Origin of the sequence: Limnohabitans sp. Jir72, from assembly GCF_003063575.1 — a bacterium.
In the GTDB taxonomy this organism is placed as follows: domain Bacteria; phylum Pseudomonadota; class Gammaproteobacteria; order Burkholderiales; family Burkholderiaceae_C; genus Limnohabitans_A.
In genome coordinates, this window is record NZ_NESC01000003.1 from 56,035 (window position 1) to 81,270 (window position 25,236).

Below are 25,236 nucleotides of genomic sequence, written 5' to 3' on the forward strand. Positions count from 1 at the left end.
GCTGAAACTCAGGTGTCTTTGCTGATTTTGATGCTGGGGAACTTGCTGGAAAAGTCCTTGGCCTTGGCCGCGATCTTGATCGCGACCTGACGGGCCACGGCCTTGTAGATCTGGGCCACTTCGCCCTCGGGGTCGGACACCACGGTGGGCTTGCCGTTATCGGCCTGCAGACGGATCTGCATGTTCAGGGGCAAAGCACCCAGGTAGTCCATGCCGTATTCGGCGGCCATTTTCTTGCCGCCATCGGCGCCAAAGATGTGCTCCACATGGCCGCAGTTCGTGCACACGTGCACGGCCATGTTCTCCACCAGACCCAAAATCGGCACACCGACTTTTTCAAACATCTTGATGCCCTTCTTGGCGTCCAGCAGGGCGATGTCCTGCGGCGTGGTCACGATGACCGCACCGGTCATGGGCACGCGCTGGCTGAGCGTCAGCTGGATGTCGCCGGTGCCGGGCGGCATGTCGACGATCAAATAATCGAGCTCTTTCCAATTGGTCTGGCGCAGCAACTGCTCCAGCGCCTGGGTGGCCATGGGGCCGCGCCAGATCATGGCTTCGTCTTGGTCCACCAGAAAACCGATGGACATGACCTGCACGCCATAGTTTTCCATGGGCTCCATGGTCTGGCCGTCTTCGCTCTCGGGGCGGCCTTCGATGCCCATCATCATGGGCTGGCTGGGTCCGTAAATGTCGGCGTCCAGCAGGCCCACCTTGGCACCCTCGGCGGCCAGCGCCAGCGCCAAGTTGACGGCGGTGGTGCTTTTGCCCACGCCACCCTTGCCCGAGGCCACGGCCACGATGTTTTTCACCTGTGGCAGCAGCGCCACGCCGCGCTGAGCGGCATGGGCCACGATCCGGCTCGTCACATTGGCCGACACATTGCTCACGCCGGCCACGCCTTTGGCCGCAGCAATCAAGGCCTGGCGCAAGGCCGGGATCTGGCTCTTGGCCGGGTAACCCAGCTCTACGTCAAAGGCCACATCACCGCCTTCAACGGTGAGGTTTTTCAGGGCTTTGGTCGAGACGAAATCTTTGCCGGTGTTCGGGTCGATGACGGTTTGCAGGGCTTGCAGGAGTTGTTCGGTGGTCGCCATGGGGTTCGGATGCTTTCTGCGCTGTCTAAGAGATGGGGCGCAGTTTACCGACAACGGCCCCTTGCACCCTCTAAAATCGCTGATTCCCCTACAAGTCGTCCCACCATGTCTGCCCCCACACGCCAGCTTTTTGTCACCACCGCCTTGCCCTACGCCAATGGCAACTTCCACATCGGCCACATCATGGAATACATCCAGGCCGACATCTGGGTGCGGTTCCAACGCATGCAGGGCAGCCAAGTCAACTTTGTGGGCGCAGACGACACCCACGGCGCGCCGATCATGATCGCCGCCGAGAAGGCCGGCAAAACACCCCAACAGTTCGTGGCCGACATCGCTGCGGGCCGCAAGCCTTATTTGGACGGCTTTCACATCGCTTTTGACAACTGGCACAGCACCGACGCGCCCGAGAACCACGAGCTGGCCCGCCAGATTTACCGCGACCTGCGCGACATTTCGGCTGCCGACGGCGGCTCGCTGATCGAGGTGCGCGCCGTGGAGCAGTTCTTTGACCCGGCCAAGAACATGTTCCTGCCCGACCGTTTCATCAAAGGCGAGTGCCCCAAGTGCCACGCCAAAGACCAGTACGGTGACAACTGCGAGGTGTGCGGCGCGGTCTATGCCCCCACCGACCTGATCAACCCGTTCTCGACCCTGTCGGGTGCCAAGCCCGAGCTGAAAACCTCTGAGCACTTCTTCTTCAAGCTGTCCGACCCACGCTGCGTTGAATTTTTGACCCAATGGACCCAGGACGGCAAGCTGCAGCCCGAGGTGGCCAACAAGGTCAAGGAATGGTTCAGCGTGCGCACCAACCCCGACGGCTCGACCAGCGAAGGCCTGGGCGACTGGGACATCTCGCGCGATGCGCCTTACTTTGGCATCGAAATCCCCGATGCGCCGGGCAAGTACTTTTATGTGTGGCTGGACGCGCCTGTAGGCTACCTTGCATCGCTCAAAAACCTGCTGGACAAGCGCGGCGAAGACTACGACGCCTACATGGCCAACCCGGATCTGGAGCAGATCCATTTCATCGGCAAGGACATCGTCACTTTCCACACCTTGTTCTGGCCCGCCATGCTGCACTTCAGTGGCCGCAAGACGCCCAACAAGGTGAACGTGCACGGCTTCCTGACGGTGAACAACGGCGAAAAAATGAGCAAGAGCCGGGGCACGGGCTTGGACCCGCTCAAGTACCTGAGCCTGGGCATGAACCCCGAGTGGCTGCGCTACTACCTGGCCGCCAAGCTGTCGGGGCGCAACGAAGACATCGACTTCAACGCCGAAGACTTCATGGCCCGCGTCAACAGCGACTTGATTGGCAAGTTCGTCAACATCGCTTCGCGCTCGGCCGGCTTCATCGCCAAGCGCTTTGAGGGTCAATTGGGCACTGTGAGTGCCGATGGCCAGGCGCTGCTGGCTGCGCTGCAAGCGGCCACGCCCGGCATCGCCGCGTTTTATGAAGAACGCGAATACGGCAAAGCCCTGCGCGAAATCATGCTGCTGACCGACAGGGTCAACGCCTATGTGGACCAAAACAAACCGTGGGAACTGGCCAAGCAAGAAGGCCAGGAAACGCGCCTGCACGATGCATGCACAGCCTGCATCGAAGCCTTCCGTCTGCTCACGCTGCAGCTCAAGCCCGTCTTGCCAGCGCTGGCCACACAGGTCGAGGCCTTTCTGAATGTCGCGCCCTTCAACTTTGCCCAGGCACAAAGCCTGCTGGGCGCGGGCCACGCCATCAACGCCTACCAGCACCTGATGCAACGCGTCACCCCCGAACAACTCGACGCCCTGTTCGAGCCACCGGCCGTGGTCGAAGAAAAGCTGATCCCAGGCGGCGAAGAGATCGCCCCGACGATTTCCATCGACGACTTTGCCAAGGTCGATCTGCGCATCGCCCAGATCGTGAACTGCGAACCGGTGGAAGGCTCGGTCAAGCTGCTGCGCCTGACGCTGGATGTGGGCGAAGGCCGCATGCGCAATGTGTTCAGCGGCATCGCCAGCATGTACAAACCCGAAGACCTGATTGGCAAGCTCACGGTGATGGTGGCCAACCTGGCCCCGCGCAAGATGAAGTTTGGCGTGTCAGAAGGCATGGTGCTGGCCGCCAGCCACGCCGACGAAAAAGCCGAGCCCGGCATCCATGTGCTGCACCCCTGGCCCGGTGCCAAGCCCGGCATGCGGATCCACTGATCTGCATTTCTCAGAAAGTCCCTGCACATGTTTCCCTTGATCCGAGGTTGGACCGATGTGCAGCGAAGCCCCCAAGCCAATTTGCGCCTGGGGCTGGTGTTGAGCTTTGTGGCGGGTGCCACCAATGCCGGTGGCTTTTTGGCTGTAGGGCGTTACACATCCCACATGACAGGCATCGTTTCATCGATTGCTGACGATCTGGTGCTGGGTCAACTGGGGCTGGCACTGGCGGGCATCACTTGCCTGATGGCTTTTGTACTGGGGGCCATGTGCACGGCCATCATGGTCAACTGGGGGCTGCGCCAGCATTTGCGCAGCAGCTACAGTTTGCCCTTGATGCTGGAGTCATTTGCACTGCTGGTCTTTGGTCTTTTTGGTGCAGCCATCAACGCCCATTCACCAATCTTCATGCCCATTACCGTTGTGCTGTTGTGCTTCATCATGGGCTTGCAAAACGCCGTGATCACGAAAATATCCAAAGCCGAAATCCGTACCACCCACATCACAGGTTTGGTCACCGACATCGGAATTGAGCTGGGCAAAATGGTTTACTTCAACCGATTGCACAGCACATCACCCGTGCGGGCCAATCAGGATCGTTTGCGCGTGCAAGGGTATCTGGTGGTCGGATTCATCGCAGGCGGCTTGATTGGAGCTTGGGGGTTCAATCACCTGGGATATGTCACCACCATCCCGCTGGCGGGCTTGCTGTGGCTGCTGGGTCTGCGTCCTTTGTTGGATGACTGGCACCAGCATGGCGCATAATTTTCATGACCACCTCTTCCACGACCGTGCATGAACCGGATGCAAGCAACTCATTTTTTCAGACCCCGTTTGCTGGACAGTTTTCACGGCTACACCCGTCAGCAGCTGGCACGAGACGTGGCGGCAGGCATCACCGTCGGTATCGTCGCCTTGCCCTTGGCCATGGCTTTTGCCATCGCCTCCGGGCTCAAGCCTGAAGCAGGCCTGTTCACTGCCATCATTGCAGGTTTTCTCATCTCAGCATTGGGGGGCAGTCGGGTACAAATTGGCGGCCCAGCGGGTGCCTTCATCGTGATCGTCTATGGCATCCTTGAGCGCTATGGCCTGGCCAACCTGATCTTGGCAACAGCCATGTCGGGCATCTTGCTGTTTTTGATGGGGTTGTTTCGACTCGGCAGCTTGATACGATTCATCCCCGTTGCAGTGGTGATCGGATTCACCAACGGCATCGCCGTGCTGATCATGCTGTCTCAAGTCAAGGATTTTCTGGGTCTCAAAGTGCTGACCATGCCAGCGGACTTTTTTGGCATCCTCAATGCCTTGAGCAGCCACCTCAACAGCATCAATTTGGCGGCTTTGCTGGTCGCACTGGGCTCCTTGTCACTCTTGGTGGGTTGGATGCGGCTTGGTCGGCGTCTGCTGGAGACGCCTTACCAATGGCTGAGCATGGTGCCTGGCTCCATCATTGCTTTGCTTTTTGCAACCATCGCCACCTCGGCTTTGTCATTGCCCGTTGAAACCATTGGCAGCAAATTTGGCGGGATCCCGGCCACCTTACCGACGTTCCATTGGCCTGATTTCAGCTGGGACAGTGCCCGTTTTCTGATCATGCCCACGTTCACGCTCGCTTTGCTGGGTGCCATCGAATCACTGCTGTGCGCACGGATCGCCGACAGCATGGCGCAAGATCGCCACAACCCGAATCAAGAATTGATGGCTCAGGGCGTGGCCAACTTCATCACACCTTTCTTTGGCGGCATGCCTGCGACCGGCACGATCGCACGCACGGTCACCAATATCAAAAGCGGCGGCACCAGCCCCGTTGCCGGCATGGTGCATGCACTGACCTTGTTGGGTGTGGTGATGATCGCCGCGCCCTTGGCTGGGCACATTCCCCTGCCTGCCTTGGCTGCCATCTTGATGTTTGTTGCTTGGAACATGGGCGAATGGCGCGAGTTCTTGCTGCTGCGCCAATATCGCACGCCTTACCGGGCCACCTTGCTGGCGGTGTTTTTTCTCACCGTGGTTTTTGACTTGACCGTGGCTGTCGAATTTGGTTTGGTGGCGGCCTGTCTGACCTTCATCTACAGAATCTCCAGCCTGAGTCGCAGCGAAGCCGTCAGCCACATTGAGCACGCCAGTCTGGCAGGCTACGGCACACGCATACAAGCCTGGCGCTTGTATGGTGCCTTGTTCTTTGGCGCAGTGACATTGATCGAAGAGATCGAAGACCAATTGACCTGCCCCATCTTGGTGATCGATCTGAAGAACGTGATTTACATCGACTCATCGGGCGCGGATGCCTTGATGAGCCTGATCCACACCTGCCGCAAGAAACAAGTGCATCTGATCATTTGCGGGCTGCTGCACCAACCCCTGGACATTGCGCAACGCAGTGGTCTGATAGAACACTTGGATGGTCAACTGGAAGCCAACTTGCCTGCAGGCTTGGCGCTCGCCGTCAGCCTGGCGAACCAACCTGACCGGTAAAATGGAGTGTCAACGGTTTGACGGGCTCAGCGCCAGTCAACCGCCTTTGCTTTATTGAGAAAAAACACCATGTCCATTTTTCGCCGCCCCGACTACCAGTCAGACACCACCCAGTTCATCAACCAGCTCAAAGCCCAGCAGCCCGAACTGGACGCCCAGCAGCAAGAAGGCCGCGCCCTGCTATGGGACAAGTCACTGAGCCGCGACGAGCAGCAAGCCTTCAAGGCAGGTCGGGTGCCGCAAAAGCCGTACGTCTACCAAACTCTGGCCTGATGACGCAACCACAGGCGCTTGAGCCCGTGGCACTTTGACATCGACACCCGTGAGCGCCGAAATCAACGAACTTCCTCAACCCTTGGACAGCACGACTGCGCCCATGCCGCAGGTGGTGGACCAAGTGGCCTTGGCCCGCCTGTATGGTGAGCCCTTGTTTTCGATGCCCACAGACCTGTACATCCCCCCGGATGCACTGGAGGTGTTTCTGGAGGCCTTTGAGGGCCCGCTGGACTTGCTGCTGTATTTGATCCGCAAGCAGAACTTCAACATCCTCGACATCCCCATGGCGGGCGTGACACGCCAATATTTGAACTATGTCGATGAAATCCGCCAGCACAACCTGGAGCTGGCTGCCGAATACCTGCTGATGGCGGCCATGCTGATCGAGATCAAATCGCGCATGCTGCTGCCCCCTAAGAAAGTGGCCGAAGGCGAAGAAGCCGAAGACCCACGTGCCGAACTGGTGCGCCGCCTGCTCGAATACGAGCAGATGAAACTGGCCTCCATGCAGCTCAATGCCATCCCGCAATACGGGCGTGACTTCATCAAGGCCGAGGTCTACATCGAGCAAAGCCTGCAGCCACGCTTTCCAGATGTCAGCCTGAACGAATTGCAATCGGCCTGGCGCGACATCATCCAACGCGCCAAGCTGGTCCAGCACCACAAGATCAGCCGCGAAGAACTCAGCGTGCGTGAACACATGAGCATGGTGCTCAAGCACCTGCAAGGCCGCAAGTTCGTGGAGTTTGAAAACCTGTTCGACCCCACCTTGGGCGTGCCCGTGCTGGTGGTGACCTTCATCGCCTTGCTGGAACTGGCCAAGGAAACCTTGATCGAGATCACCCAAGCCGAGGCTTTTGCACCGATCTACGTGCGGCTGGCTTACACACCCAACTGAGGCGGGCTCAGACCGATTCGCCGCGTGGGCCGCGGCCCATCAGCACTTGCACGGCTTCGCGGGCTTGCAGGCGGCCGTCCAGCAAAGCCACCACCGCTTCGGTGATCGGCATGTCCACACCCAAGCTTTGCGCCCGTTGCCAGACGGTGCGGGCGCTGTAAACGCCTTCGGCCACATGACCCAGCGAGGCCACGGCCTGCTCCAGGCTCAGGCCCTGGGCCAACAAGAGACCCACTTTGCGGTTGCGGCTCAAATCGCCCGTGGCGGTCAGCACCAAGTCACCCAGACCCGACAAACCCATGAAAGTCTCGGCCTTGGCACCCAGGGTCAGGCCCAGACGGGTCATCTCGGCCAGGCCGCGTGTGATGAGGGCGGCACGGGCGTTCAAACCCAGGTCCAGGCCATCGCACAGGCCAGTGGCAATCGCCAGCACGTTTTTGACGGCTCCGCCCACTTCCACGCCCACGATGTCGTCGTTGGCATACACCCGCAGAGCCGAGCCATGGAAGGCTTGCACCAGCGCATCACGCACAGCGGCATGGCTGCTGGCGGCGACCAGGGCGGTGGGCTGGCTGCGCGCCACCTCCAGAGCAAAGCTCGGACCGCTCAAGGCACCGGCTTGCAAATGGGGGGCTATTTGGGCTTGCACCTCGTGCGGCATGAGGCCGCTGCCGGACTCAAAGCCTTTGCACAGCCAAGCCACAGGACCGGGCACAGCATGCAAGGCCTGCAAGGTGCCGCGCAGGCCCGACATGGGCGTGGCGACAATGAAAAGGTCTTGTGCCTGGGCCTGCGCCACCAGCGGCGCCAAAGGGCCACTGAGGATGTTCAGGCTGGATGGCAAGTCCACGCCCGGCAGGTACCGGGCGTTTTGGCCCTGATCACGCAGGGCTGCGGCTTGCGCCTCATCGCGGGCATGCAGCCGCACCTCGTGGCCAGGGATGCGGCAAGCCGCCATCGCAATGGCGGTGCCCCAGGCGCCTGCGCCAATGACCGTGATGCGCATCCGCCAATGCCCTGCAGATTACTGCTGGGTCGCAGCGGCTTGGGCTTGCTGCTGCTCGTACATGGCCTGGAAATTGATCTCGGCCAGGTGCACAGGTGGGAAGCCCGCACGGGTGATCAGGTCCGCCACGTTGCCGCGCAAGTAGGGGTACACGATCTGAGGGCAAGCGATGCCCATGATGGCGCCCATCTGGTCTTCGGGCACGTTGCGGATTTCAAAGATGCCGCCTTGCTTGCACTCGGCCAGGAACACGGTCTTGTCGGCAATCTTGGTGTGCACGGTGGCGGTCACGCACACTTCAAACACGCCATCGGCCACGGGTGTGGCTTCCACGCCCAACTGAATGTCCACGCTGGGTTGTTGCTGTTCGATCAAGATGGCGGGCGAATTGGGTTGCTCCAGCGAAGCTTCCTTCAGGTACACGCGTTGGATCTGGAAAACAGGCTCTTGGGCTTCAGTGGTGTTGGTGATGTCGGTCATGGTGGCTCCCTTGATGAAAAATAGAGCAGACCAAGAGGGACTGCCCAAAATGAGACAGCGGAATTATCCGCGATCGGCAGACCCTCTTTTTTGAGGAGCCCGCCTGTGAAAACCCCTAGGGTTTCAGGCGCCTTGCAGCAAAGGCACCAGTCCACCCTTGGCGTCCAGCGCCATCAGGTCGTCGCAGCCACCCACATGGGTGTCGCCCACATAAATTTGCGGCACCGTGCGGCGGCCGGTGGTTTGCATCATGTGATCACGCTGGGCAGGGTCCAGGTCGATGCGGATTTCTTCGATCTGCTCGACCCCCTTGGCCTTGAGCACCTGTTTGGCGCGAATGCAGTAGGGGCAAACAGCGGTGGTGTACATCTTGACGGCTTGCATCAGAAACTCCTTCAGGCTTTTTCGACAGGCATGTTGGCCGCTTGCCAGGCCTTGAGGCCACCGGCGAGCGACTGCGCGTTGTCGTAACCGAGCTTTTGCGCTGTGGCAGCGGCGCGGGCCGAGCGGGCACCCACTTGGCAAACCATCACCACGGGGGTGGCTTTGTTCTTGACCACTTGGGCCAACTTGGCTTCCAAGTCACCCAAAGGCAAGTTTTTGGCCCCGATCACATGGCCTTGGGCAAATTCGCCGGGCTCGCACACATCGATGACCACAGCTTTTTCACGGTTCATCAGCTGCACCATGTCTTGCGGGCTCAGGCCAGAGCCTTTGCCCAGCACGGGCACGATCAAGGCCACACCAGAGGCCAGGGCCACGGCGATCAACATCCAGTTATCGAGGAGAAATTTCACGAAATAAACCTTTGTAAGGCATCCAAAACACCGGCCCGTCAGCGGGCCGCCAAGCCTCGATTCTAAAATGGCGGCCTTGTCCCTTGTTTTTCACAGCCTCTGCTGCCACTCACCATGTACAAACTTGTCTTGATCCGCCACGGCGAATCCACCTGGAACCTCGAAAACCGCTTCACCGGCTGGACCGATGTGGACCTGACCCCCACTGGCGTGAGCCAGGCCATGTCGGCCGGCAAGCTGCTCAAGGCCGAAGGCTGGGATTTCGACCTGTGCTACACCTCCGTGCTCAAGCGCGCCATCCGCACCCTGTGGCTGACCTTGGACGAAATGGACCGCACCTGGCTGCCCGTGGTCAAGGACTACCGCTTGAACGAGCGCCACTACGGCGGCCTGCAAGGCCTGAACAAAGCCGACATGGCCAAGCAGTACGGCGACGAGCAGGTCTTGGTCTGGCGCCGCAGCTACGACACGCCGCCACCGGCACTGGAAGACACCGACCCCCGCAGCGAGCGCAGCGACCGCCGCTACCCCAATGCCGACGCAGTGCCTTTGACCGAGTGCCTCAAAGACACCGTGGCGCGCGTGCTGCCCGCCTGGAACGACAGCATCGCCCCGAGCATCAAAGCGGGCAAGCGCGTACTGATCGCAGCGCACGGCAACTCGATCCGCGCTTTGATCAAGTACCTGGACGGCATTTCCGACAGCGACATCGTGGGCCTGAACATCCCCAACGGCATCCCTCTGGTGTACGAGCTGGACGAGAACCTCAAACCCATCCGCCACTACTACCTGGGCGATGCCGCCGCAGCAGCGGCAGCAGCAGCGGCTGTGGGCAACCAAGGCAAGGCCTGAGTCACACGGGGTGACTCTGGACCGTCGCCTTGGATCTTTACCTGAAATTACAGGCCTACCCCTGCAGGGGTTGGGCCTGCGGTGTATATTGACCCGAATCTCCTACAGGGAACAGACAAGCAATATGGGACAAAAACTCAAGATCATCGGTTGGCTCAGCGTGGGTGCGTTGGCGGGTGCACTGACCACCGTGTCGCTGCAAACCGTGGCGCGCGGCAACATGGCGCCATTGCCGCTCGAAGAGTTGCAACAACTGGCCGCCGTTTTTGGCATGGTCAAAAGCGACTACGTTGAGCCGGTCGACGAGAAAAAGCTCATCACCGAAGCCATCTCCGGCATGGTCGCGAGTCTGGACCCTCATTCCCAATACTTTGACAAAAAAAGCTTCAAGGAATTTTCCGAAGGCACCTCCGGCAAGTTCGTCGGCGTGGGCATTGAGATCAGCCAAGAAGACGGCCTGATCAAGATCGTCTCGCCCATAGAAGGGTCGCCTGCGGACCGCGCAGGCCTCAAAACCAATGACCTGATCACCAAGATTGACAGCACCGCTGTCAAAGGCCTGTCGCTGAACGACGCCGTCAAGCGCATGCGTGGTGAACCCAACACCAAAGTGGTTTTGACCGTCTTCCGCAAGGAAGACAGCCGCACCTTCCCGGTGACCATCGTTCGTGAAGAAATCAAGACGCAATCGGTCAAGGCCAAGCTCGTTGAGCCCGACTACGGTTGGGTGCGCGTGTCCCAATTCCAGGAGCGCACCGTGGAAGACTTTGCCCGCAAGGTCGAGGACATGGTCAAGCAATCTCCCCAACTCAAAGGCTTGGTGCTGGACCTGCGCAACGACCCCGGTGGCCTGCTCGACGCTGCCGTGGCTTTGTCGGCCGCGTTCCTGCCTGAGAACGTCACCGTGGTGACCACCAACGGCCAACTCGAAGAAAGCAAATTCACCTACAAGGCTTCGCCTCAGTTTTGGCGTCGCAACGCAAGCAATGACCCGATCCAACGCTTGACACAAGCCACAGGCGGCGTGCTCAAGAATGTGCCTCTGGTGGTGTTGGTCAACGAAGGCTCTGCTTCGGCCAGCGAAATCGTCGCCGGTGCCCTGCAAGACTACAAACGCGGCACCTTGATGGGCAGCCAGACCTTTGGCAAGGGCTCGGTGCAGACGGTGCGCCAACTGGGCCCTGACACGGCGCTCAAGATCACCACCGCCCGCTACTACACGCCCAATGGCCGCGCCATCCAGGCCAAAGGCATCGTGCCGGAAGTGATGCTGGATGAGACCGAAAACGGCAACCTGTTTGCCGCCTTGCGCACCCGCGAAGCCGATCTGCAAAAACACCTGTCCAACGGCAAAGGCAAAGAAGACGAAAAGCTGGACCCCGAGCGTGAAAAAGCACGCGAAGAGGCCCTGAAAAAACTCGAAGAAGATGCCAAAAAATCACCGGCTGAGCGCCGCCTTCCCGAATTTGGCTCGGACAAAGATTTCCAGCTCCAACAGGCTCTGAACCAGCTCAAGGGCTTGCCCGTTAAAGCCAGCACCACATTGGCAGAGCGAAAAGTCGAGAAGAAAGAAAACTGATCGCGATGGATGACGCCCAGCTGCTGCGTTACTCGCGGCACATCCTGCTCAATGAACTGGGCATAGACGGCCAGGAAAAACTGCTGGCCTCGCACGCCCTGATCATTGGCGCAGGCGGCCTCGGGTCCCCGGTTAGCCTGTACCTGGGCAGTGCAGGTGTGGGCCACATCACCGTGATCGACCATGACCAGGTGGACGCCACCAACTTGCAGCGCCAGATCGCCCACACCCTCGACCGCGTTGGCCAATACAAGGCCGACTCCGTGCGCACGGCGATTGCCCAGATCAATCCCGATGTGCAAGTCCGACCCATCACACAACGCGCCAATGCCGCCTTGCTGGACACGCTGGTGGCACAAGCCGATGTGGTGATCGATTGCTGCGACAACTTTGAAACCCGCCACGCCGTCAACCTCGCTTGCGTGCAACACGGCAAACCGCTGGTGTCGGGCGCGGCCATCCGCATGGACGGCCAAGTCTCGGTGTTTGACAGCACCCGCCCCGAGGCACCTTGTTATGCCTGCATCTTCCCGCCCGACCAAGCGCCAGAAGAAACCCGCTGCGCCACGATGGGGGTGTTCGCGCCGCTGGTGGGCATCATCGGCAGCGTGCAAGCGGCCGAAGCGCTCAAAATCTTGAGCGGCATGGGCAGCCATATGGCTGGGCGCCTGTTGATGCTGGACGGCCGGGACCTGTCCTGGACCGACATCCGCATGGGCCGCAACGAGCAGTGCCCGGTCTGCGCAGCGCACCGGGCATAAACCCTCTCGATCGCGACGCTTGGCTCGTGGTGACGTCCAGGCCTTGTCTCAACAAGGTGCTGTTTTCATTTTTCAGTTGACGTGGCAAGTGCCATGGAACTTTCGAAACACGGGCGGTGCCATCGCGGCGTCGGCTGCGCCGAACAAGCCTCGTCTGTCTTTTTGGGCGAGCTTTTGCAACTTGGCATAAGGCCCGGCCCCCACCCGGTAGCGGTAAGCCCAGGCCATGCCACTGCGCACCATCTCGGCCCCCAGATCCACCCCGTCCACGCGCACTTGCGCCACCTGGCGTCCATAGTGGTCTTGCCCGAATGCTTGCACTTGCACGGTTTTGCGCAGGGCCAGGCGAACCATGGCGTCGCGTGATGCTTCCCCGCCGGGCTGACAGGTCTCGGGTGCGTCGATGCCATCGATGCGCACGGTGACGGGCTCCTTGTGGCCTTGTGGCACCAAGAGCAAGGTGTCGCCATCCATGACCCAACTCACCCAGGCCGTCCAAGGCGCTTCCTGCGCCCAAAGGTGCCAGGGCCAGACCAGGCACAGCAGGCCCACCCCATGCCAGCGCTTCACACCGCGTCCTTGCCGGATCGGCCACGGCGGCGATTGGCCTTGGGCAAAGCAGGGCTCAACTCGGTCAACAAGGCCAACGCACGGGCTTGCAGGCGCTCCAGCGCCTCGTCAAACTGCTGCGCTTGCTCAGGCTTCAGGGCCATGAGGATCTGGCTGTTGATGGCCTGCACCTGCGGCATCAGCCGCTCGTACAACTGCCGCCCTTCAGGTGTCAGCCCCACGATGGCGCTGCGCCTGTCGTTGGCCGGGGTGGTGCGCAACACCAGTTTTTTTGAATCAAGCTGGTCAAGGCCCGCGATGTGCGCGCCCGGTCGCGGTGCATGCGCTCGGCCAGGACCGAGGGCGGCTGGTCATGGTGTTCGTACAGTTGGGCCACCACCGCCCATTCGCGCCGGGTGATGCCGTGACCGCCTTCGCACAAACGCACCACCATGCCGCCAGCCACTGCCGACAAGCGGCCCAGACGGTAAAGGAGAAGATCATCGATCGAAGCCAGGCGTTGGGAGGGGGACAGCGGCATCAGGGTTTTCCGGGGGGACGATTGATTAGATCAATTGTCGGTCATCACACTACATTGGCGTGTTCGAACGTGAATTCGCGCCAAACGCGGACCACACTCTCATTCACAGCCCAGAGACACCATGCCCATCACGACCCGCATCGCACGCCACATCGGCCTGCTGACCGCACTGGCCCTGACCGTGCTGTCACCCCTCGTTCATGCACATGACAAACCGCCCCTCAAGATCTTGGTGGGCTTTCCGCCAGGCGGCTCGGCCGATGTGATGGCGCGCCTGGTGGCCGATGCGCTGCGCGACGACTTCAGCCCCATCTCGCAGATTGCACGTTTTCAGTTCGGCGTGGTGGCGGGCCCCGCTTCTGGCGTGAAAAACGTGGGCGAGATGATCGCCAAAGCCAACCCCGGTGCCAACAGTTACGGCACGCCTGGCGCAGGCACCCTGCCCCACTTCATGGGGGTGCTGATGGAACAGTCGACCGGTGTGCAACTGAACCACGTGCCCTTTCAAGGGGGTGCGCCCGCCAACAATGCCTGAGCCCCTTCACACCCACTCAACCATCTCTTGCTCAGCGCAAAAAATTGTCATGAAACTCTTCCGCCAACCTTTGTGCGCCAGCCTGTGCCTGGCCCTCGCCGCCTGGACCGCCAGCACGGCTGCATGGGCACAAAGCTACCCCACCAAGCCCATCAAATTCATCACCAACTTCCCTGCTGGCGGCCCCGCCGACTACCTGGCCCGCAGCGTGGGTGAAGCCATCACCACCCAATACAAGCAGCCCGTGGTCGTGGAGAACAAGCCCGGCGCGGGCGGCAACATCGGGGCCGACTTCGTCGCCAAAAGCCCCGCCGATGGTTACACCGTGCTGTTTGGCATCGACACCACCTTCACGGTCAACCCCTACATCTACAAGGGCATGGCCTTCAAGGCGGCGGACCTCAAACCCATCATGGTCATGGTGTCGTCGGGTTTGCTGGTGGGCGCGCATCCCAGCACCGGCTTCAAAACGCTCAAAGACCTGATCACCCAAGGCAAAGGCAAGGGCCTGAATTTCAGCAGTGCAGGCAGCGGCAGCCCCGGTCACCTGGCCGCTGAAATCTTCATGGACGCCGCGAACATCAAGATCCAGCATGTGCCCTACAAAGGCAACACACCGGCCGTGACCGCTGTGCTGGCAGGTGAAGTCGATGCAGGCGTGCTGGCCACGCCCGGCATGCTGCCTTATGTGAAGACCGGCAAGGTCACTGCCCTGGCCGTGACCAGCCGCCAACGCTCGCGCGCGGCCGCCGACATCCCCACGGTGGCCGAATTGGGCCTGAAAGATCTGGAGCTGGAAGTGCTCTACATCGCCATGGTGCCGGCAGCCACGCCCGAGCCGGTGGTGCAGTTGCTGCAAAAATCTTTCACCGACGCCTTGAAACGCCCCGACACCCAGACCCAACTGGCCAGCATGGACCTGTTTTATGAAGGCCTGACCGGCCCCGATGCGGTCAAGCGCCTGAGCGATCAATCCCAACGCTACGGCCGCGTGGTCAAATCCACCGGCATGAAAGTGGAATAAGCCAATGTCCAACACCCCCACACCACAACGCCCCAACATCATCTTTATCGTCGCCGACGACCTCGGCTTTGCAGACCTCGGCTGCTACGGCGGCCGCGACGCCAAGTTCGGCAAGGTCTCGCCTGTTCTGGATCAGTTGGCAGCCAACGGCCTCAAGTTCACACAGGGCTACTCCAACTCGCCCGTGTGCTCGCCCACCCGCTTTGCGCTCATGACAGCCCGCTACCAGTACCGCCTGCGCGGCGGTGCCGACGAGCCCATCAACAGCCGCAGCCGGGGCAGCGCCGTGCTGGGCCTGCCGCCCGAACACCCCACAGTGCCGTCCCTGCTCAAGGCCAGCGGCTACCGCACCGCCTTGATCGGCAAGTGGCACCTGGGCTACCCACCGCACTTCAGTCCGCTCAAGTCGGGTTACGAAGAATTTTTTGGCCCCATGTCGGGCGGGGTGGACTACTTCACGCATTGCGCCTCCAACGGTGCGCACGACCTGTTCACCGGCGAAGAAGAAACCCCCGAAGACGGCTACCTGACCGACATGCTGTCCAAGCGTGCGGTCGATTATGTTGAACGCATGGCCCCAGGCGCCGCACAGGGCACGCCCTTCTTTTTGAGCCTGCACTACACCGCGCCGCATTGGCCCTGGGAAACCCGAGAAGACCATGCGTTGGCAGCTGAAGTGAAAGACAACATCTTTCACCTGCACGGCGGCAACATCCACACCTACCACCGCATGATCCACCACATGGACGAAGGCATTGGTTGGGTGGTGGATGCGCTCAAAAAAACCGGGCAGCTCGACAACACCCTGATCGTCTTCACCAGCGACAACGGCGGCGAGCGCTTTTCTGACAACTGGCCTCTGGTGGGTGGCAAGATGGACCTGACCGAAGGCGGCATCCGCGTGCCGTGGATCGCGCACTGGCCAGCCGTCATCGCGCCCGGCAGCACCTCAGCGCAGCACTGCATGACCATGGACTGGTCAGCCACACTGGTCGAGTTGGCAGGTGCCAAGGCCCAAGACGACTTGCCGTTTGACGGCGTGTCTTTGGCTCCCGTGCTGCGCGACGCCAAACACCAATTTGACCGCCCCCTGTACTGGCGCATGAACCACCGGGGCCAGCGCGCCTTGCGCATGGGCGACTACAAATACCTGCGGGTGGATGGCAACGATTACCTGTTCAACATCCCAGCCGACGAACGCGAACGCGCCAACCTGGGCGGGCGCCAGCCCGAGCGCCTGCAAGCCATGCGGGCCGCCTGGGAAGCCTGGGACGCCACCGTGCCTGCCATTCCCGAAGACGCCACCGTCAGCCTGGGCTACTCGGTCAAGGACATGCCGCAGCGCTGAGGCGCAGGCGGCTAAGATCAAACATGGCTTCAATCCAACGCTTTCTGACCTTTCGCCAATGGCCGCGCTTGAGCGCTGATCTGGCACGCACCGAAGTGCTGGCTGGCCTGACGGTCGCGCTGGTGATGGTGCCCCAGGCGGTGGCCTATGCGGGCTTGGCGGGCATGCCCTTGGTCACCGGGCTCTACACCTGCCTGGTGCCCGCTTTGCTGGCCGCTTTGCTGGGCAGTGCCAACCGCTTGTCGGTCGGCCCTGCTGCGCTGACCTGCGTGCTGATTGGCGCATCGCTCACAGGCATGGCCGAGGCAGGCTCGCCTGAATGGGTCTCACTGGCCGTGTGGTTGTCATTGTTGTCGGGCGGTATCCAGCTGCTGCTGGGTCTGGGCAAGTATGGCTGGCTCATCAACCTGGTCAGCTCCCCGGTGATGATGGGCTTCACGCAAGCGGCGTCCTTGCTGATCATGGCTTCGCAAGTGCCTGCCCTTCTGGGCGTGAAAGCTTGGAGCTGGGACGTGCAGACCTGGGCTGCTTGGATGACCGGATGGCCGGCCTGGTTTGGCTTGGTGAGCCTGGTGGTGCTGCTCTTGATGCGCAAATTCAAGCCACGCTGGCCCAGCGTGATGCTGGTGATGGCCTGCGCCTCGGCCCTCGGCTATGCCAGCGGATATGAACAACACGGCACCGTGGTCGGCCTGCTGCCCGCTGGGTTGCCCGACTTTTACTGGCCACACTGGCCTGGCCTGGACATGCTCAACCAGCTGTGGGTGCCCGCCATGGTGATCGCCTTGGTGAGCTTTCTGGAGACCGCATCGAGCGCCCGCATCGAATGCCAGCGCGATGGCAAACGCTGGGACGACAGCACCGAGTTGTTTGCACAAGGCCTGGCCAAACTGGCCTCAGCTTTTTCGGGCAGTTTCCCGACCAGCACCTCGTTTTCACGCTCGGCCCTGATGTTGTACGCAGGCGCCCGGTCAGGCTGGGCTTTGGTGGCCTCCATCGGTTTCGTCCTTTTGGCCTTGCTCTTGCTCATGCCCGCACTGCAATACGTACCGCGCTCGGTCATGGCGGCGGCCGTGATCGTCGCCGTACTCAATCTGTTCCAACCCCGGCAGTTCCTCAAACTCTGGCGCATTGACCGGGTCGAAACCATGACGGCGGCTGTGACTTTTGCGATCACCCTGGCCACGGCACCGCGCATCTATTGGGGCGTGATGGCGGGCGTGCTGGTGGGCCTGAGCCACTTCTTGCACACACGGCTGCACCCCCGCATCATCGAAGTGGGCCTGCACCCGGATGGCAGCTTGCGTGACCGGCACCTGTGGAAACTCCCGCCCCTGGCGCCTCAGCTGTATGCCTTGCGCATGGACGCCGAGCTGGACTTTGCCGCCGCCAGCGGCTTTGAACGCGCCATCACCGAACACCTGGCCTTGCACCCCGATGTGCAACACGTGTGCCTGTTTGCACAACCCATCAACCGGGTCGATGCCACCGGCGTGGAAACCTTTGGTCAACTGCAAAGACAATTGTCGAGTCGGGGCATCACGCTGCACATCAGCGGCATCAAACTGCCGGTGGAGACCGCCCTCAAACGGGCGGGCGAATTGCCCCAAAGCCCACTGCTCAAGATGTACCGCACCGATGCCGATGCGCTGCACGCCCTGCGCCAACTGGCGCCACTGCCCGACGACATGGCCGCCGCGGCGATTTGAAGCGCAACGACGTCAATCGATGGTCACGCCACCGTTTTTGATGACCTGACGCCAACGCTCGGTGTCTTCCTTCATCCATTGCGCCATCTCTTCGGGCGTATTGCCCACAGGCTCGGCACCCACCTCGGCAAAACGGCGCACCATCTCGGGGGTGCGCAAAATGTCGCTGATCAAGCTGGACAAACGGTGTGCAATGGCCATGGGTGTTTTGGGCGGTGCCACCAAGGCAAACCAGGCCACCGCCACCACGCCGGGAACAATTTCCTGCAAGGCAGGCGTCTGCGGCATGCTGGGGATGCGCTTGGCGCTGGTGACGGCCAGAACCTTGAGCTTGCCACTGCGCAAATGGGCAGAGGCTTGCGCCACATTGCCGAACATCACATTCACATGCCCGGCCAGCAAATCGGCCATGGCTGGCGCATCGCCTTTGTAGGGCACATGGACCAGCTTGGTGCCGGTTTTTTGCTTGAACAACTCGGCCGTCAGGTGCGCAGTGGAGCCGTTGCCCTGCGAGGCATAGCTGAGCTTGTCCGGGTTGGCCTTGGCATAAGCGATCAACTCTTGAACCGAATTGGCGGGCACCGAGGGGTGCACCATCAAAGCATTGGGCACCAAAGAGAACACGGTGATCGGCACGAACTTGGCCGGGTCGTAATTGAGCTTGGGGTACAAGCTCACGTTGATCGACAAGGGCGGCGGTGGCGCGGCCATCAAGGTGTAGCCATCGGGCTCGGCATTGAAGAGCATTTCGGCTGCGATGTTGCCTGCTGCGCCCGGTTTGTTTTCAATCACGATCGTTTGCCCCAGCTTGCTGGACAGGGCTTCCGAGACCAGTCGGGGGAACAAATCAGCGCTGCCGCCTGCAGGGTTGGGCACCAAAATCTTGATGGTTTTTTGCGGCCAGGCCGCAGGGCTTTGCGCCCCCGCCGTAGCGACCCACGCAGGCAGACTCAGCGCCAAAGAAGCACTTAGAAATTCACGGCGGCGGTGTGTCATGGCACGCTTTCAGGGATTCAAAGGGGAATGACCAACAAGGTCTCGATGATGCGCGAGTCGTACAAGAACAAGCGCCGCTTGAAGCGCGGCCCCTCGGACGTGATGACGACCTCGTCCCGACATTGGCCGGTCGAAAAAATGGCCATGTCCCCATCCAACGACATGGTGCGCACCACCAAATAATTGGATCGCACCAGCAGCGCGCCATCGGCCTCGCCCACGATTTGCACACCGGACAGGATGTGCCGGTAATGGTGCGGCTCGTAAATATTGGCCACGCGCATGGACTTGATGCGGTCACGCAGTTGCGCAGCACTGCGGGCGTCGATGATGGCCATCGGCAAACCACGGTCGTGGTTGAACCGTGACTGCACGGTGTAGCGGCCATCGGGCAGTAGCAACTCAGAAATGGCCTCAACCCGGTCCTCGTCGATGGCGCGGGCCCATTCGTAAATCAGGTTTTCAACCGCCCGGTGATGTTGATCGTGTTGCGCGCTCATGCCAAATCCATGTCTGATCGGTAGTTGTGCCAGAAGTTGCGAATCGCACGCTCCGAGAGTTTGCTGGTGCCACCGCTTTCCAGGGTTTTGCCGCCCATCTCGATGAAGCTTTCACCGCTTTGCCCATCGGCCATGGCTTTTTGCATCATCTCGCAAACGGCCGCGTCTTCTACCGAAATCATGCCGGCCGATCCGGCCAGATTGGCCTGCACCAAGCGGCTTTGCGTGGTGGCCTCATCGTCGTCGGCGAAACCAAAATAAGTCCACACCAGGTCCGACTCGCCCACCCCGCGCGGAATGAGTTGGCGTGTCGCCAGACTGTTGGCAATTTGGTGCAGCACAAAGCTGGGGTAGGTCGTGAGGATCTGCACGCTGACCCCATCGCCGAACTCATCGCGCCACTTCAAGATGCTGGGGTCTTCCAGCTTCATGTCGTCGTTGACGGAACGCAAGGCGGCGCTGGTCTTGTCAAAGTCTTCTGACTTTTTCTCGGTGCCGGCCTTGGTGTAGAAATAGACATGCCGGCCGTTTTGGTCGAGTGTCATGCCCGACTCTTGAGACTGGCGCGACAAGCCAAAGGTGCCGTAAAAAGTGTGCAGGATGTTGGCGTGGTAAGAGTCCCGAGGGTTCTCGTGGTACGTCTTCCAGTTGGCATGGATGCGCTGGGTGTCGTAGCCCAGCACCTTCAGGGGCTTGTGCAGCACACGGCGAATGCCTGCGGCCACATCACCAAGCCAAGCTTCGAGAGGTTCAACTTCATGAGAGAAGGTGGCAAAGACCAGACCGCAAATCGTGGCCACGCGCAATTTTTGCAGGCCATGCTCAGACAGTTGAAAGTCTTTGGGCAATCCGCCCTCACCGCGCAAACCGTGGCTGAAAGCCGCATGCGTGAGGTCGCCCTTGAGGTTGTAATTCCAGGCGTGGTAGACGCAGTACAGCTTCTTGGCCTGCCCAAACGCATCGCGGCACAGCATATTGCCCCGGTGCGCGCAGCGGTTGACCACCGCATGCAGTGAGCCGTCTTCGGCCCGGGTCAGCACCACGGATTGGTCGCCGATGTAGGTGGTTTTGAAACTGCCCACCTCCGGCACCTCGGACTCCAAGCCCAGATAGTTCCAGGTCTTGCCCCGGAAAATCTTGACTTGCTCTTGGGCGTAAATGTCCGGGTCGGTGTAGGCCCAATAAGGGGCTCTGGTGTAGCCCTCGGCCGGCCATGGACGGGCCGTCTTTTCTCGCGAGCTGGTGGGGCCGCGCACCACGGCCTCGTGGCTGGCTTGGGCAGGGGTGTTCATGTCGGTCAAGCTGGGCCTTCACGTTGAGAGAATATTCGGCCCAAACATAAGGCCAAGTCCTCAGTGCACTTGTCATGCAGATGACTGAGCCAGCTTGCGTGCACAGCCGCATTTTCCCAATGAGCCTACAGGCTTGCGCAGGCGCAGGCGCAGTAACTCAAAAGTTCAACTTGGAATCTCCGCCTCGACCAGCAGCGCCAGCAACGTCAAAGACTCTTGCCAACCCAGACAGCACATTTCCGGCGGGATCATCTCCGGGATGCCGGACTGCTCGATGTTCACCTCGGTGCCCACCAGCACGGGTTTGAAAGTCACCGTCGTGGTCATCTGCCCTGTCAAATTCGGGTCATCAAAGGTGTCGGTGTGGCTCAAGCGCTCGCCCGGGACCAGCTCCAAAAAAGTACCGCCAAAACTGTGCGACTGACCATTGCCCAGGTTGGTGAAGGACATGCGATAGCCCCCGCCCACACGCGCATCCATCTCGTGCACCCGACCGGTGAAGCCATGCGGGGGCAACCATTTGGCCATCGCATCGGGGTCGATGAACGCACGGAAGATGCGATCAGCAGGGGCACGCAGGACGCGTTGAAAACGGACGGTGTGGGTCATGGGGAATCCTTCAAAACATCAAGCGAAGCTTAATCGGTCAAAGCCCAATCAACAGCGGCTTGTGCATGCAAGGTGGTGGTGTCAAACAAAGGCACCGGACTGTCTTGGGCACCAATCAGCATACCGATTTCGGTACAGCCCAAGATGATGGCCTGTGCGCCCTGCGCGACCAGCTCATGAATGACACGACGGTAAACATCGCGCGACGCGTCGCAAACATGGCCAAGGCACAGTTCTTCGTAAATGATGCGATTCACATCGGCGCGATCATCTGTGTTGGGCACCATCACTTCAAGGCCATGTGCGTCACGCAGACGTGATTTGTAAAAGTCCTGCTCCATTGTGAATCGGGTTCCCAGCAGCCCAACGCAGTGCAAGCCCTGAGTCACAATGGCCTCAGCCGTTGCGTCGGCGATATGAAGCAAAGGAACATCAACAGCCGCTTCAATGGCTGGCGCGACCTTATGCATGGTGTTGGTGCACAACACCAAGGCTTGAGCGCCAGCTGTCTGCAAGGCCTGCGCGGCCTTGGCCAGCAAGCCCCCTGCGGCAGCCCAATCACCCGCCCGCTGCAGTTGCTCCATCTCTGCAAAATCCACGCTGTACAGAACAAGCCGCGCCGAGTGCAAACCACCCAAGCGCGCCTTCACGCCTTCATTGATGAGCCTGTAGTACGGCATGGTTGACTCCCAACTCATACCGCCTAGCAAACCTATGGTTTTCATGTGTAGTCCCTTTGGATGTCCGTGCTCAAGCTCAGTCAATCAAACTTCTCATTAATGGCCCCATGCTGAACGAGGCCGTTTGAATCAAACCATTTTCTACTTGGTACACACACACCAATTCAATACGCATGGCTTGACCCTCAATCGTTCGAGTGACATCTTCATGGTCAACGACCACGGAGCCAAAAACCTCTCGACGGATCAAACGAGCCTGAAGATGATCTTCTGTGAATCTGCTCTCTGTACGTGCGCGAATGGCTGTGTGACCCTCGGCAAGCAATGCACCTCCCAATTCGAACTGTTTGGCATCGGCTGCGTAGGTTGCCAACCAAGCATCCATGTTCTTGGAGTTGTAGGCCTCCAACTGTCTCTGAACCACGACTTCTGGCGATGTATGCAATGACATTTTTTCTCCCATTTATGAATAAACACGCTCACTTTTGAGTTGTGCAGCCGCTCATGTCAAAGCCAAGTGATAGGTATAAAACTTTTGATCACGCCCCCAGCCCTCTGATTCGTACAAAGCTTGAGCAGACTGGTTATCCACTGCCGTGGTCAATGACAGACGAACTGCACCCAATTGTCTCGCGTGGACAGCTGCCGCATTCAACAGTGATTGCCCCACCCCCAGACGTCTGGCCGTTGGGATCACGTACAAATCATTGAGCACAAACACCCGCGCCACCGATACCGATGAAAAACTGGGATAGAGCTGGGTAAACCCGAGCGCTTGGCCTTCAGACTCGGCCAGAAAAATGGTCGACTCGCCGTGTTCAAAACGCGCTTTCAAGAATGCCCTGGCTGCGGCCAAATCACTGGCTTGGCCGTAAAACTGACGATAGTAGTCGAACAGGTCTGCTAAAGCATCGAGGTCAGCAAGTACAGCTTGCCTGACATGACTCGCATTCATCTCTCAACTCCTTTTTGTTGAACACCATACGCTCGAAGCGCGGCATCCACTTGTGACGACTCCGTGGTCTCGTCCGGGTAAAACCGGTAACTGGGTGCCACGATCGGTGCCACCGAGGTCACGCGAATGACCAACACGCTCTGAATGGTGAAGCGCTGCCCCACCATGGCCTGCAGCGGTACAGCCCAATCAGAAAATTCCGGATCGTTGGCAGGCACCTCACGGGCCACGCCCTTGAGCTTGAAGCCTTTTTGCACAAACACATCGACAAAGCTCAGACAAACCTGCGGCTGCCGCGCAATGTTTCGTGCCGTCACGGGCGAGGCAATGTTGGCGACCACAACATGCCGGTCATCGGCAATGGTCCAAACCTCTTTGGGCGAGACATTGGGTTGACCGTCTGTGTCAACCGTGGCCAGCCAGCACAGCACGCTGCGGCGTGCGCTGCCGCGCACTGCGGGGGTGAGCGGTCCTGAGAAATCACTCATGATGAAATTGATTTCAGCGTGACTTGTGGAACGCCACCAGCGCATTGGCATGGCCGTGGCCCAGTTGGTGCTCACTCTTGAGCAAGGCTACTTGCTCCATGTGCTTCTTGTCCTTCATGCCGTCCAGAATGGCCAACCAATGCGCGATGGGCTGGCCATAGGTTTTCTCGATGGACGGGAAGTAAGACGCGGGGCCTTTGGGTTTGTCGACATTCGGCATGACAACTCCTGTGAAAAGAAAGATTCAGACACCCGCAGGCGCGGGGTAAAGATCGGGCTATGTGCCCCATAGCGTAGCCAAAGGAGCAGCCCAAATGTTGCCCCCTAAAGGCATGGTCTCATCTCCGTCGTAAAGCAAGATTCCCATTTTGAATTGGTCACCGGCCAAAGTGGCCAGTTTTCTCAAACCCCTCAGATCACTTTCTTTCACAGTGGCAGAGGCTTTGACTTCAACGCCAACCAATTGCCCAGCCGCGTTCTCAATGACCACATCGACCTCGACCTTGTCTGCATCACGGTAGTACATCAGCGCATACTCCCCCTCTGCCGTGGTGGTCGCCTTGAGCAGTTCGCCATAGACAAACGATTCCAGCACATGGCCGAATCGGGTTCGGTCGCGCTCAACCTCTTGAGCAGTCAACTCAATCAAGGTTGCCAGCAAACCAGAATCGATGAACTGCAACTTGGGCGTCTTGACGACCCGGTTCAGCCTGTTGCGAGCCCAGACATCCACACGCCTGAGCAAGTACATCTGCTCAAAAACGCCGACGTACTTCGCTGCGGTTTTGCTGTCCAGGCCCACCTGTCCACCCAGTTGGCTGTAGTTGCACATCTGACCCGCAGTCTGCGCCAAAGCACGTAAAAAACGCGGCAGCTGATCAAGCTTTTCAATGCCCGAAACATCGCGCACATCGCGTTGAATGAGGGCATCGATGTATTGCCGCGCCCAGACTATCCGGCGCCTTGGGCTGGATCTGGAAATGGCTTCGGGGTATCCGCCGCTCAATACGCGATCGACCAAGCCCATTCCCAAGGCTTTCGTACCCGGCTTGGGAATCCGTCCAGCGAATACGCTGTCAAGCCAGTTCGTTGACTGCCTCTCGATCTCGCTTTGGGACAATGGCAGCAGTAACAAAGTCTCCATCCGACCTGCCAAGGAGTCTGCAACGGTCGGCAAAGCCATCAGGTTGGCCGAGCCCGTGAGCAAAAACCGCCCGGGGCGCCGGTCTTCGTCAACGCTCTTCTTGATGGCCAACAACAAGGAAGGTGCCCGCTGAATTTCGTCAATGACTGCACGATCCAAGCTGCGGATCATCCCGACGGGGTCTTCTCTGGCAGACATCAGGGTGAGCTCATCGTCCAGCGTCAGATAGCGTGCCCGGTTGCCAGCGATTTGGCGAACCAGCGTCGTTTTGCCGGCCTGACGTGGTCCAGCCAGCAAAACCACCGGTGTATCCTCCATGGCTTCTGCGATACGTGACCCGATCAGGCGCGGGTAAAGAGATGGCTCAGGCATGCGTTACATGATATCGTGAATTTTGGATTTTACGGGCATAAATTATGGAATTAACTAACCGAAATTTTGGATATTTTGTC

At 59.8% G+C, this 25,236-nt stretch carries 30 protein-coding genes; 12 read left to right on the forward strand and 18 right to left on the reverse strand.

All coding sequences use genetic code 11. The features are described from left to right. Positions 1–8: 8 nt before the first annotated feature. Entirely contained in the window at positions 9–1,277 is a 1,269-nt protein-coding gene (gene apbC / locus B9Z52_RS05025; protein ID WP_255417790.1) for an iron-sulfur cluster carrier protein ApbC, read from the reverse strand. Here apbC and metG point away from each other — a divergent pair. The 5 genes from metG to B9Z52_RS05050 all read left to right on the forward strand — a co-directional run bounded on the left by metG (position 1,203) and on the right by B9Z52_RS05050 (position 6,939). Next, entirely contained in the window at positions 1,203–3,290 is a 2,088-nt protein-coding gene (gene metG, locus B9Z52_RS05030; protein ID WP_108412759.1) for a methionine--tRNA ligase, read from the forward strand. The two genes, apbC and metG, sit on opposite strands and share 75 nt — an antisense overlap. Before the next feature lie 27 nt (positions 3,291–3,317). Then, positions 3,318–4,055: a YoaK family protein gene (locus B9Z52_RS05035; protein ID WP_108412760.1), complete on the forward strand. Its 738-nt coding sequence runs from the start codon at positions 3,318–3,320 to the stop codon at positions 4,053–4,055. 30 nt (positions 4,056–4,085) lie between these two features. Further along, a complete protein-coding gene (locus B9Z52_RS05040; RefSeq protein ID WP_108412761.1) occupies positions 4,086–5,765 on the forward strand; it encodes a SulP family inorganic anion transporter in 1,680 nt (559 codons plus the stop codon). Positions 5,766–5,834: 69 nt separating this feature from the next. Then, complete coding sequence (locus B9Z52_RS05045; protein WP_108412762.1) at positions 5,835–6,038, forward strand: DUF3460 family protein; 204 nt, start codon at positions 5,835–5,837, stop codon at positions 6,036–6,038. A gap of 103 nt (positions 6,039–6,141) precedes the next feature. Further along, positions 6,142–6,939, forward strand: coding sequence for a ScpA family protein (locus tag B9Z52_RS05050; RefSeq protein WP_108412989.1), 798 nt, complete (start codon positions 6,142–6,144; stop codon positions 6,937–6,939). 7 nt (positions 6,940–6,946) lie between these two features. Here the strand turns inward: B9Z52_RS05050 and B9Z52_RS05055 are convergent, their stop codons facing one another. From B9Z52_RS05055 to B9Z52_RS05070, 4 genes are all read right to left on the reverse strand, one after another. After that, on the reverse strand, positions 6,947–7,945 hold the full coding sequence (locus B9Z52_RS05055; RefSeq protein ID WP_108412763.1) for an NAD(P)H-dependent glycerol-3-phosphate dehydrogenase: 999 nt from the start codon (positions 7,943–7,945) through the stop codon (positions 6,947–6,949). Between the two features lie 18 nt (positions 7,946–7,963). After that, positions 7,964–8,425, reverse strand: a complete 462-nt coding sequence (secB, locus tag B9Z52_RS05060) for a protein-export chaperone SecB (RefSeq protein ID WP_108412764.1) — start codon at positions 8,423–8,425, stop codon at positions 7,964–7,966. Positions 8,426–8,548: 123 nt separating this feature from the next. Further along, on the reverse strand, positions 8,549–8,809 hold the full coding sequence (grxC, locus tag B9Z52_RS05065; RefSeq protein WP_108412765.1) for a glutaredoxin 3: 261 nt from the start codon (positions 8,807–8,809) through the stop codon (positions 8,549–8,551). An 11-nt stretch (positions 8,810–8,820) separates the two neighbouring features. After that, positions 8,821–9,222: a rhodanese-like domain-containing protein gene (locus tag B9Z52_RS05070; protein WP_108412766.1), complete on the reverse strand. Its 402-nt coding sequence runs from the start codon at positions 9,220–9,222 to the stop codon at positions 8,821–8,823. 114 nt (positions 9,223–9,336) lie between these two features. Between B9Z52_RS05070 and gpmA the strand changes: the two genes are divergently transcribed. The 3 genes from gpmA to B9Z52_RS05085 all read left to right on the forward strand — a co-directional run bounded on the left by gpmA (position 9,337) and on the right by B9Z52_RS05085 (position 12,414). Beyond that, entirely contained in the window at positions 9,337–10,074 is a 738-nt protein-coding gene (gene gpmA / locus B9Z52_RS05075; protein ID WP_108412767.1) for a 2,3-diphosphoglycerate-dependent phosphoglycerate mutase, read from the forward strand. Positions 10,075–10,198: 124 nt separating this feature from the next. Next, positions 10,199–11,653, forward strand: a complete 1,455-nt coding sequence (locus B9Z52_RS05080; protein ID WP_108412768.1) for a S41 family peptidase — start codon at positions 10,199–10,201, stop codon at positions 11,651–11,653. 5 nt (positions 11,654–11,658) lie between these two features. Beyond that, positions 11,659–12,414 (forward strand): molybdopterin-synthase adenylyltransferase MoeB, encoded by a 756-nt coding sequence (locus B9Z52_RS05085; RefSeq protein ID WP_108412769.1) that lies wholly within the window; start codon positions 11,659–11,661, stop codon positions 12,412–12,414. 72 nt (positions 12,415–12,486) lie between these two features. Here B9Z52_RS05085 and B9Z52_RS05090 read toward each other — a convergent pair whose 3' ends face one another. The 3 genes from B9Z52_RS05090 to B9Z52_RS18080 are packed head-to-tail and all read right to left on the reverse strand — an operon-like array spanning position 12,487 to position 13,504. Further along, complete coding sequence (locus B9Z52_RS05090; protein ID WP_233251822.1) at positions 12,487–12,984, reverse strand: thermonuclease family protein; 498 nt, start codon at positions 12,982–12,984, stop codon at positions 12,487–12,489. Further along, positions 12,981–13,205 carry a hypothetical protein gene (locus tag B9Z52_RS18075; RefSeq protein ID WP_233251823.1) on the reverse strand — a complete coding sequence of 75 codons (225 nt, stop codon included), beginning with the start codon at positions 13,203–13,205 and terminating at the stop codon, positions 12,981–12,983. Before B9Z52_RS18075 ends, B9Z52_RS05090 begins: the two co-directional genes overlap by 4 nt. Beyond that, positions 13,196–13,504 (reverse strand): MarR family transcriptional regulator, encoded by a 309-nt coding sequence (locus tag B9Z52_RS18080; protein WP_233251824.1) that lies wholly within the window; start codon positions 13,502–13,504, stop codon positions 13,196–13,198. Before B9Z52_RS18080 ends, B9Z52_RS18075 begins: the two co-directional genes overlap by 10 nt. A 121-nt stretch (positions 13,505–13,625) precedes the next feature. Here B9Z52_RS18080 and B9Z52_RS05100 point away from each other — a divergent pair, with 121 nt between their 5' ends. The 4 genes from B9Z52_RS05100 to B9Z52_RS05115 are packed head-to-tail and all read left to right on the forward strand — an operon-like array spanning position 13,626 to position 18,120. Continuing rightward, on the forward strand, positions 13,626–14,039 hold the full coding sequence (locus tag B9Z52_RS05100) for a tripartite tricarboxylate transporter substrate binding protein (protein ID WP_108412770.1): 414 nt from the start codon (positions 13,626–13,628) through the stop codon (positions 14,037–14,039). Positions 14,040–14,088: 49 nt separating this feature from the next. Beyond that, the gene (locus B9Z52_RS05105) at positions 14,089–15,063 is read left to right on the forward strand and encodes a tripartite tricarboxylate transporter substrate binding protein (protein WP_108412991.1); all 975 of its coding nucleotides are present in this window, start codon (positions 14,089–14,091) and stop codon (positions 15,061–15,063) included. 4 nt (positions 15,064–15,067) lie between these two features. Beyond that, entirely contained in the window at positions 15,068–16,411 is a 1,344-nt protein-coding gene (locus B9Z52_RS05110) for a sulfatase (RefSeq protein WP_108412771.1), read from the forward strand. Between the two features lie 23 nt (positions 16,412–16,434). Further along, on the forward strand, positions 16,435–18,120 hold the full coding sequence (locus tag B9Z52_RS05115; RefSeq protein ID WP_108412772.1) for a SulP family inorganic anion transporter: 1,686 nt from the start codon (positions 16,435–16,437) through the stop codon (positions 18,118–18,120). 12 nt (positions 18,121–18,132) lie between these two features. Here B9Z52_RS05115 and B9Z52_RS05120 read toward each other — a convergent pair whose 3' ends face one another. From B9Z52_RS05120 to B9Z52_RS05165, 10 genes are all read right to left on the reverse strand, one after another. Then, on the reverse strand, positions 18,133–19,116 hold the full coding sequence (locus tag B9Z52_RS05120; RefSeq protein WP_108412773.1) for a tripartite tricarboxylate transporter substrate binding protein: 984 nt from the start codon (positions 19,114–19,116) through the stop codon (positions 18,133–18,135). 17 nt (positions 19,117–19,133) lie between these two features. After that, positions 19,134–19,616: a nuclear transport factor 2 family protein gene (locus tag B9Z52_RS05125; RefSeq protein ID WP_108412774.1), complete on the reverse strand. Its 483-nt coding sequence runs from the start codon at positions 19,614–19,616 to the stop codon at positions 19,134–19,136. After that, positions 19,613–20,908: an SRPBCC family protein gene (locus tag B9Z52_RS05130; protein WP_108412775.1), complete on the reverse strand. Its 1,296-nt coding sequence runs from the start codon at positions 20,906–20,908 to the stop codon at positions 19,613–19,615. Before B9Z52_RS05130 ends, B9Z52_RS05125 begins: the two co-directional genes overlap by 4 nt. Before the next feature lie 165 nt (positions 20,909–21,073). Beyond that, a complete protein-coding gene (locus B9Z52_RS05135; protein ID WP_108412776.1) occupies positions 21,074–21,517 on the reverse strand; it encodes an SRPBCC family protein in 444 nt (147 codons plus the stop codon). Positions 21,518–21,546: 29 nt separating this feature from the next. Continuing rightward, positions 21,547–22,242 (reverse strand): aspartate/glutamate racemase family protein, encoded by a 696-nt coding sequence (locus tag B9Z52_RS05140; RefSeq protein ID WP_108412777.1) that lies wholly within the window; start codon positions 22,240–22,242, stop codon positions 21,547–21,549. A 31-nt stretch (positions 22,243–22,273) separates the two neighbouring features. Further along, positions 22,274–22,660, reverse strand: a complete 387-nt coding sequence (locus tag B9Z52_RS05145) for a nuclear transport factor 2 family protein (RefSeq protein WP_369907851.1) — start codon at positions 22,658–22,660, stop codon at positions 22,274–22,276. A 39-nt stretch (positions 22,661–22,699) separates the two neighbouring features. Continuing rightward, complete coding sequence (locus tag B9Z52_RS05150) at positions 22,700–23,152, reverse strand: GNAT family N-acetyltransferase (RefSeq protein WP_108412778.1); 453 nt, start codon at positions 23,150–23,152, stop codon at positions 22,700–22,702. Beyond that, positions 23,149–23,640 (reverse strand): pyridoxamine 5'-phosphate oxidase family protein, encoded by a 492-nt coding sequence (locus B9Z52_RS05155; RefSeq protein ID WP_108412779.1) that lies wholly within the window; start codon positions 23,638–23,640, stop codon positions 23,149–23,151. Before B9Z52_RS05155 ends, B9Z52_RS05150 begins: the two co-directional genes overlap by 4 nt. 13 nt (positions 23,641–23,653) lie before the next feature. Further along, a complete protein-coding gene (locus B9Z52_RS05160) occupies positions 23,654–23,860 on the reverse strand; it encodes a DUF4287 domain-containing protein (protein ID WP_108412780.1) in 207 nt (68 codons plus the stop codon). A gap of 57 nt (positions 23,861–23,917) precedes the next feature. Beyond that, positions 23,918–25,156 carry an ATP-binding protein gene (locus B9Z52_RS05165; RefSeq protein ID WP_108412781.1) on the reverse strand — a complete coding sequence of 413 codons (1,239 nt, stop codon included), beginning with the start codon at positions 25,154–25,156 and terminating at the stop codon, positions 23,918–23,920. Between the last annotated feature and the right edge of the window lie 80 nt (positions 25,157–25,236).

Bases quoted from the DNA above. Each gene is read 5' to 3' on its own strand.
- B9Z52_RS05125 (WP_108412774.1), bottom strand. From the start codon at position 19,616: ATGAGCGCGCAACACGATCAACATCACCGGGCGGTTGAAAACCTGATT.
- B9Z52_RS05040 (WP_108412761.1), top strand. From the start codon at position 4,086: ATGAACCGGATGCAAGCAACTCATTTTTTCAGACCCCGTTTGCTGGAC.
- gpmA (WP_108412767.1), top strand. From the start codon at position 9,337: ATGTACAAACTTGTCTTGATCCGCCACGGCGAATCCACCTGGAACCTC.
- B9Z52_RS05120 (WP_108412773.1), bottom strand. From the start codon at position 19,116: ATGACACACCGCCGCCGTGAATTTCTAAGTGCTTCTTTGGCGCTGAGT.
- B9Z52_RS05100 (WP_108412770.1), top strand. From the start codon at position 13,626: ATGCCCATCACGACCCGCATCGCACGCCACATCGGCCTGCTGACCGCA.
- B9Z52_RS05110 (WP_108412771.1), top strand. From the start codon at position 15,068: ATGTCCAACACCCCCACACCACAACGCCCCAACATCATCTTTATCGTC.
- B9Z52_RS05155 (WP_108412779.1), bottom strand. From the start codon at position 23,640: ATGAGTGATTTCTCAGGACCGCTCACCCCCGCAGTGCGCGGCAGCGCA.
- B9Z52_RS05130 (WP_108412775.1), bottom strand. From the start codon at position 20,908: ATGAACACCCCTGCCCAAGCCAGCCACGAGGCCGTGGTGCGCGGCCCC.
- grxC (WP_108412765.1), bottom strand. From the start codon at position 8,809: ATGCAAGCCGTCAAGATGTACACCACCGCTGTTTGCCCCTACTGCATT.
- B9Z52_RS05145 (WP_369907851.1), bottom strand. From the start codon at position 22,660: ATGGGAGAAAAAATGTCATTGCATACATCGCCAGAAGTCGTGGTTCAG.
- B9Z52_RS05035 (WP_108412760.1), top strand. From the start codon at position 3,318: ATGTTTCCCTTGATCCGAGGTTGGACCGATGTGCAGCGAAGCCCCCAA.
- B9Z52_RS05140 (WP_108412777.1), bottom strand. From the start codon at position 22,242: ATGAAAACCATAGGTTTGCTAGGCGGTATGAGTTGGGAGTCAACCATG.
- B9Z52_RS05055 (WP_108412763.1), bottom strand. From the start codon at position 7,945: ATGCGCATCACGGTCATTGGCGCAGGCGCCTGGGGCACCGCCATTGCG.
- B9Z52_RS05105 (WP_108412991.1), top strand. From the start codon at position 14,089: ATGAAACTCTTCCGCCAACCTTTGTGCGCCAGCCTGTGCCTGGCCCTC.
- B9Z52_RS05165 (WP_108412781.1), bottom strand. From the start codon at position 25,156: ATGCCTGAGCCATCTCTTTACCCGCGCCTGATCGGGTCACGTATCGCA.
- B9Z52_RS05135 (WP_108412776.1), bottom strand. From the start codon at position 21,517: ATGACCCACACCGTCCGTTTTCAACGCGTCCTGCGTGCCCCTGCTGAT.
- B9Z52_RS05045 (WP_108412762.1), top strand. From the start codon at position 5,835: ATGTCCATTTTTCGCCGCCCCGACTACCAGTCAGACACCACCCAGTTC.
- B9Z52_RS05150 (WP_108412778.1), bottom strand. From the start codon at position 23,152: ATGAATGCGAGTCATGTCAGGCAAGCTGTACTTGCTGACCTCGATGCT.
- metG (WP_108412759.1), top strand. From the start codon at position 1,203: ATGTCTGCCCCCACACGCCAGCTTTTTGTCACCACCGCCTTGCCCTAC.
- B9Z52_RS05085 (WP_108412769.1), top strand. From the start codon at position 11,659: ATGGATGACGCCCAGCTGCTGCGTTACTCGCGGCACATCCTGCTCAAT.
- B9Z52_RS05050 (WP_108412989.1), top strand. From the start codon at position 6,142: ATGCCGCAGGTGGTGGACCAAGTGGCCTTGGCCCGCCTGTATGGTGAG.
- B9Z52_RS05160 (WP_108412780.1), bottom strand. From the start codon at position 23,860: ATGCCGAATGTCGACAAACCCAAAGGCCCCGCGTCTTACTTCCCGTCC.
- B9Z52_RS05080 (WP_108412768.1), top strand. From the start codon at position 10,199: ATGGGACAAAAACTCAAGATCATCGGTTGGCTCAGCGTGGGTGCGTTG.
- B9Z52_RS05115 (WP_108412772.1), top strand. From the start codon at position 16,435: ATGGCTTCAATCCAACGCTTTCTGACCTTTCGCCAATGGCCGCGCTTG.
- B9Z52_RS18080 (WP_233251824.1), bottom strand. From the start codon at position 13,504: ATGCCGCTGTCCCCCTCCCAACGCCTGGCTTCGATCGATGATCTTCTC.
- secB (WP_108412764.1), bottom strand. From the start codon at position 8,425: ATGACCGACATCACCAACACCACTGAAGCCCAAGAGCCTGTTTTCCAG.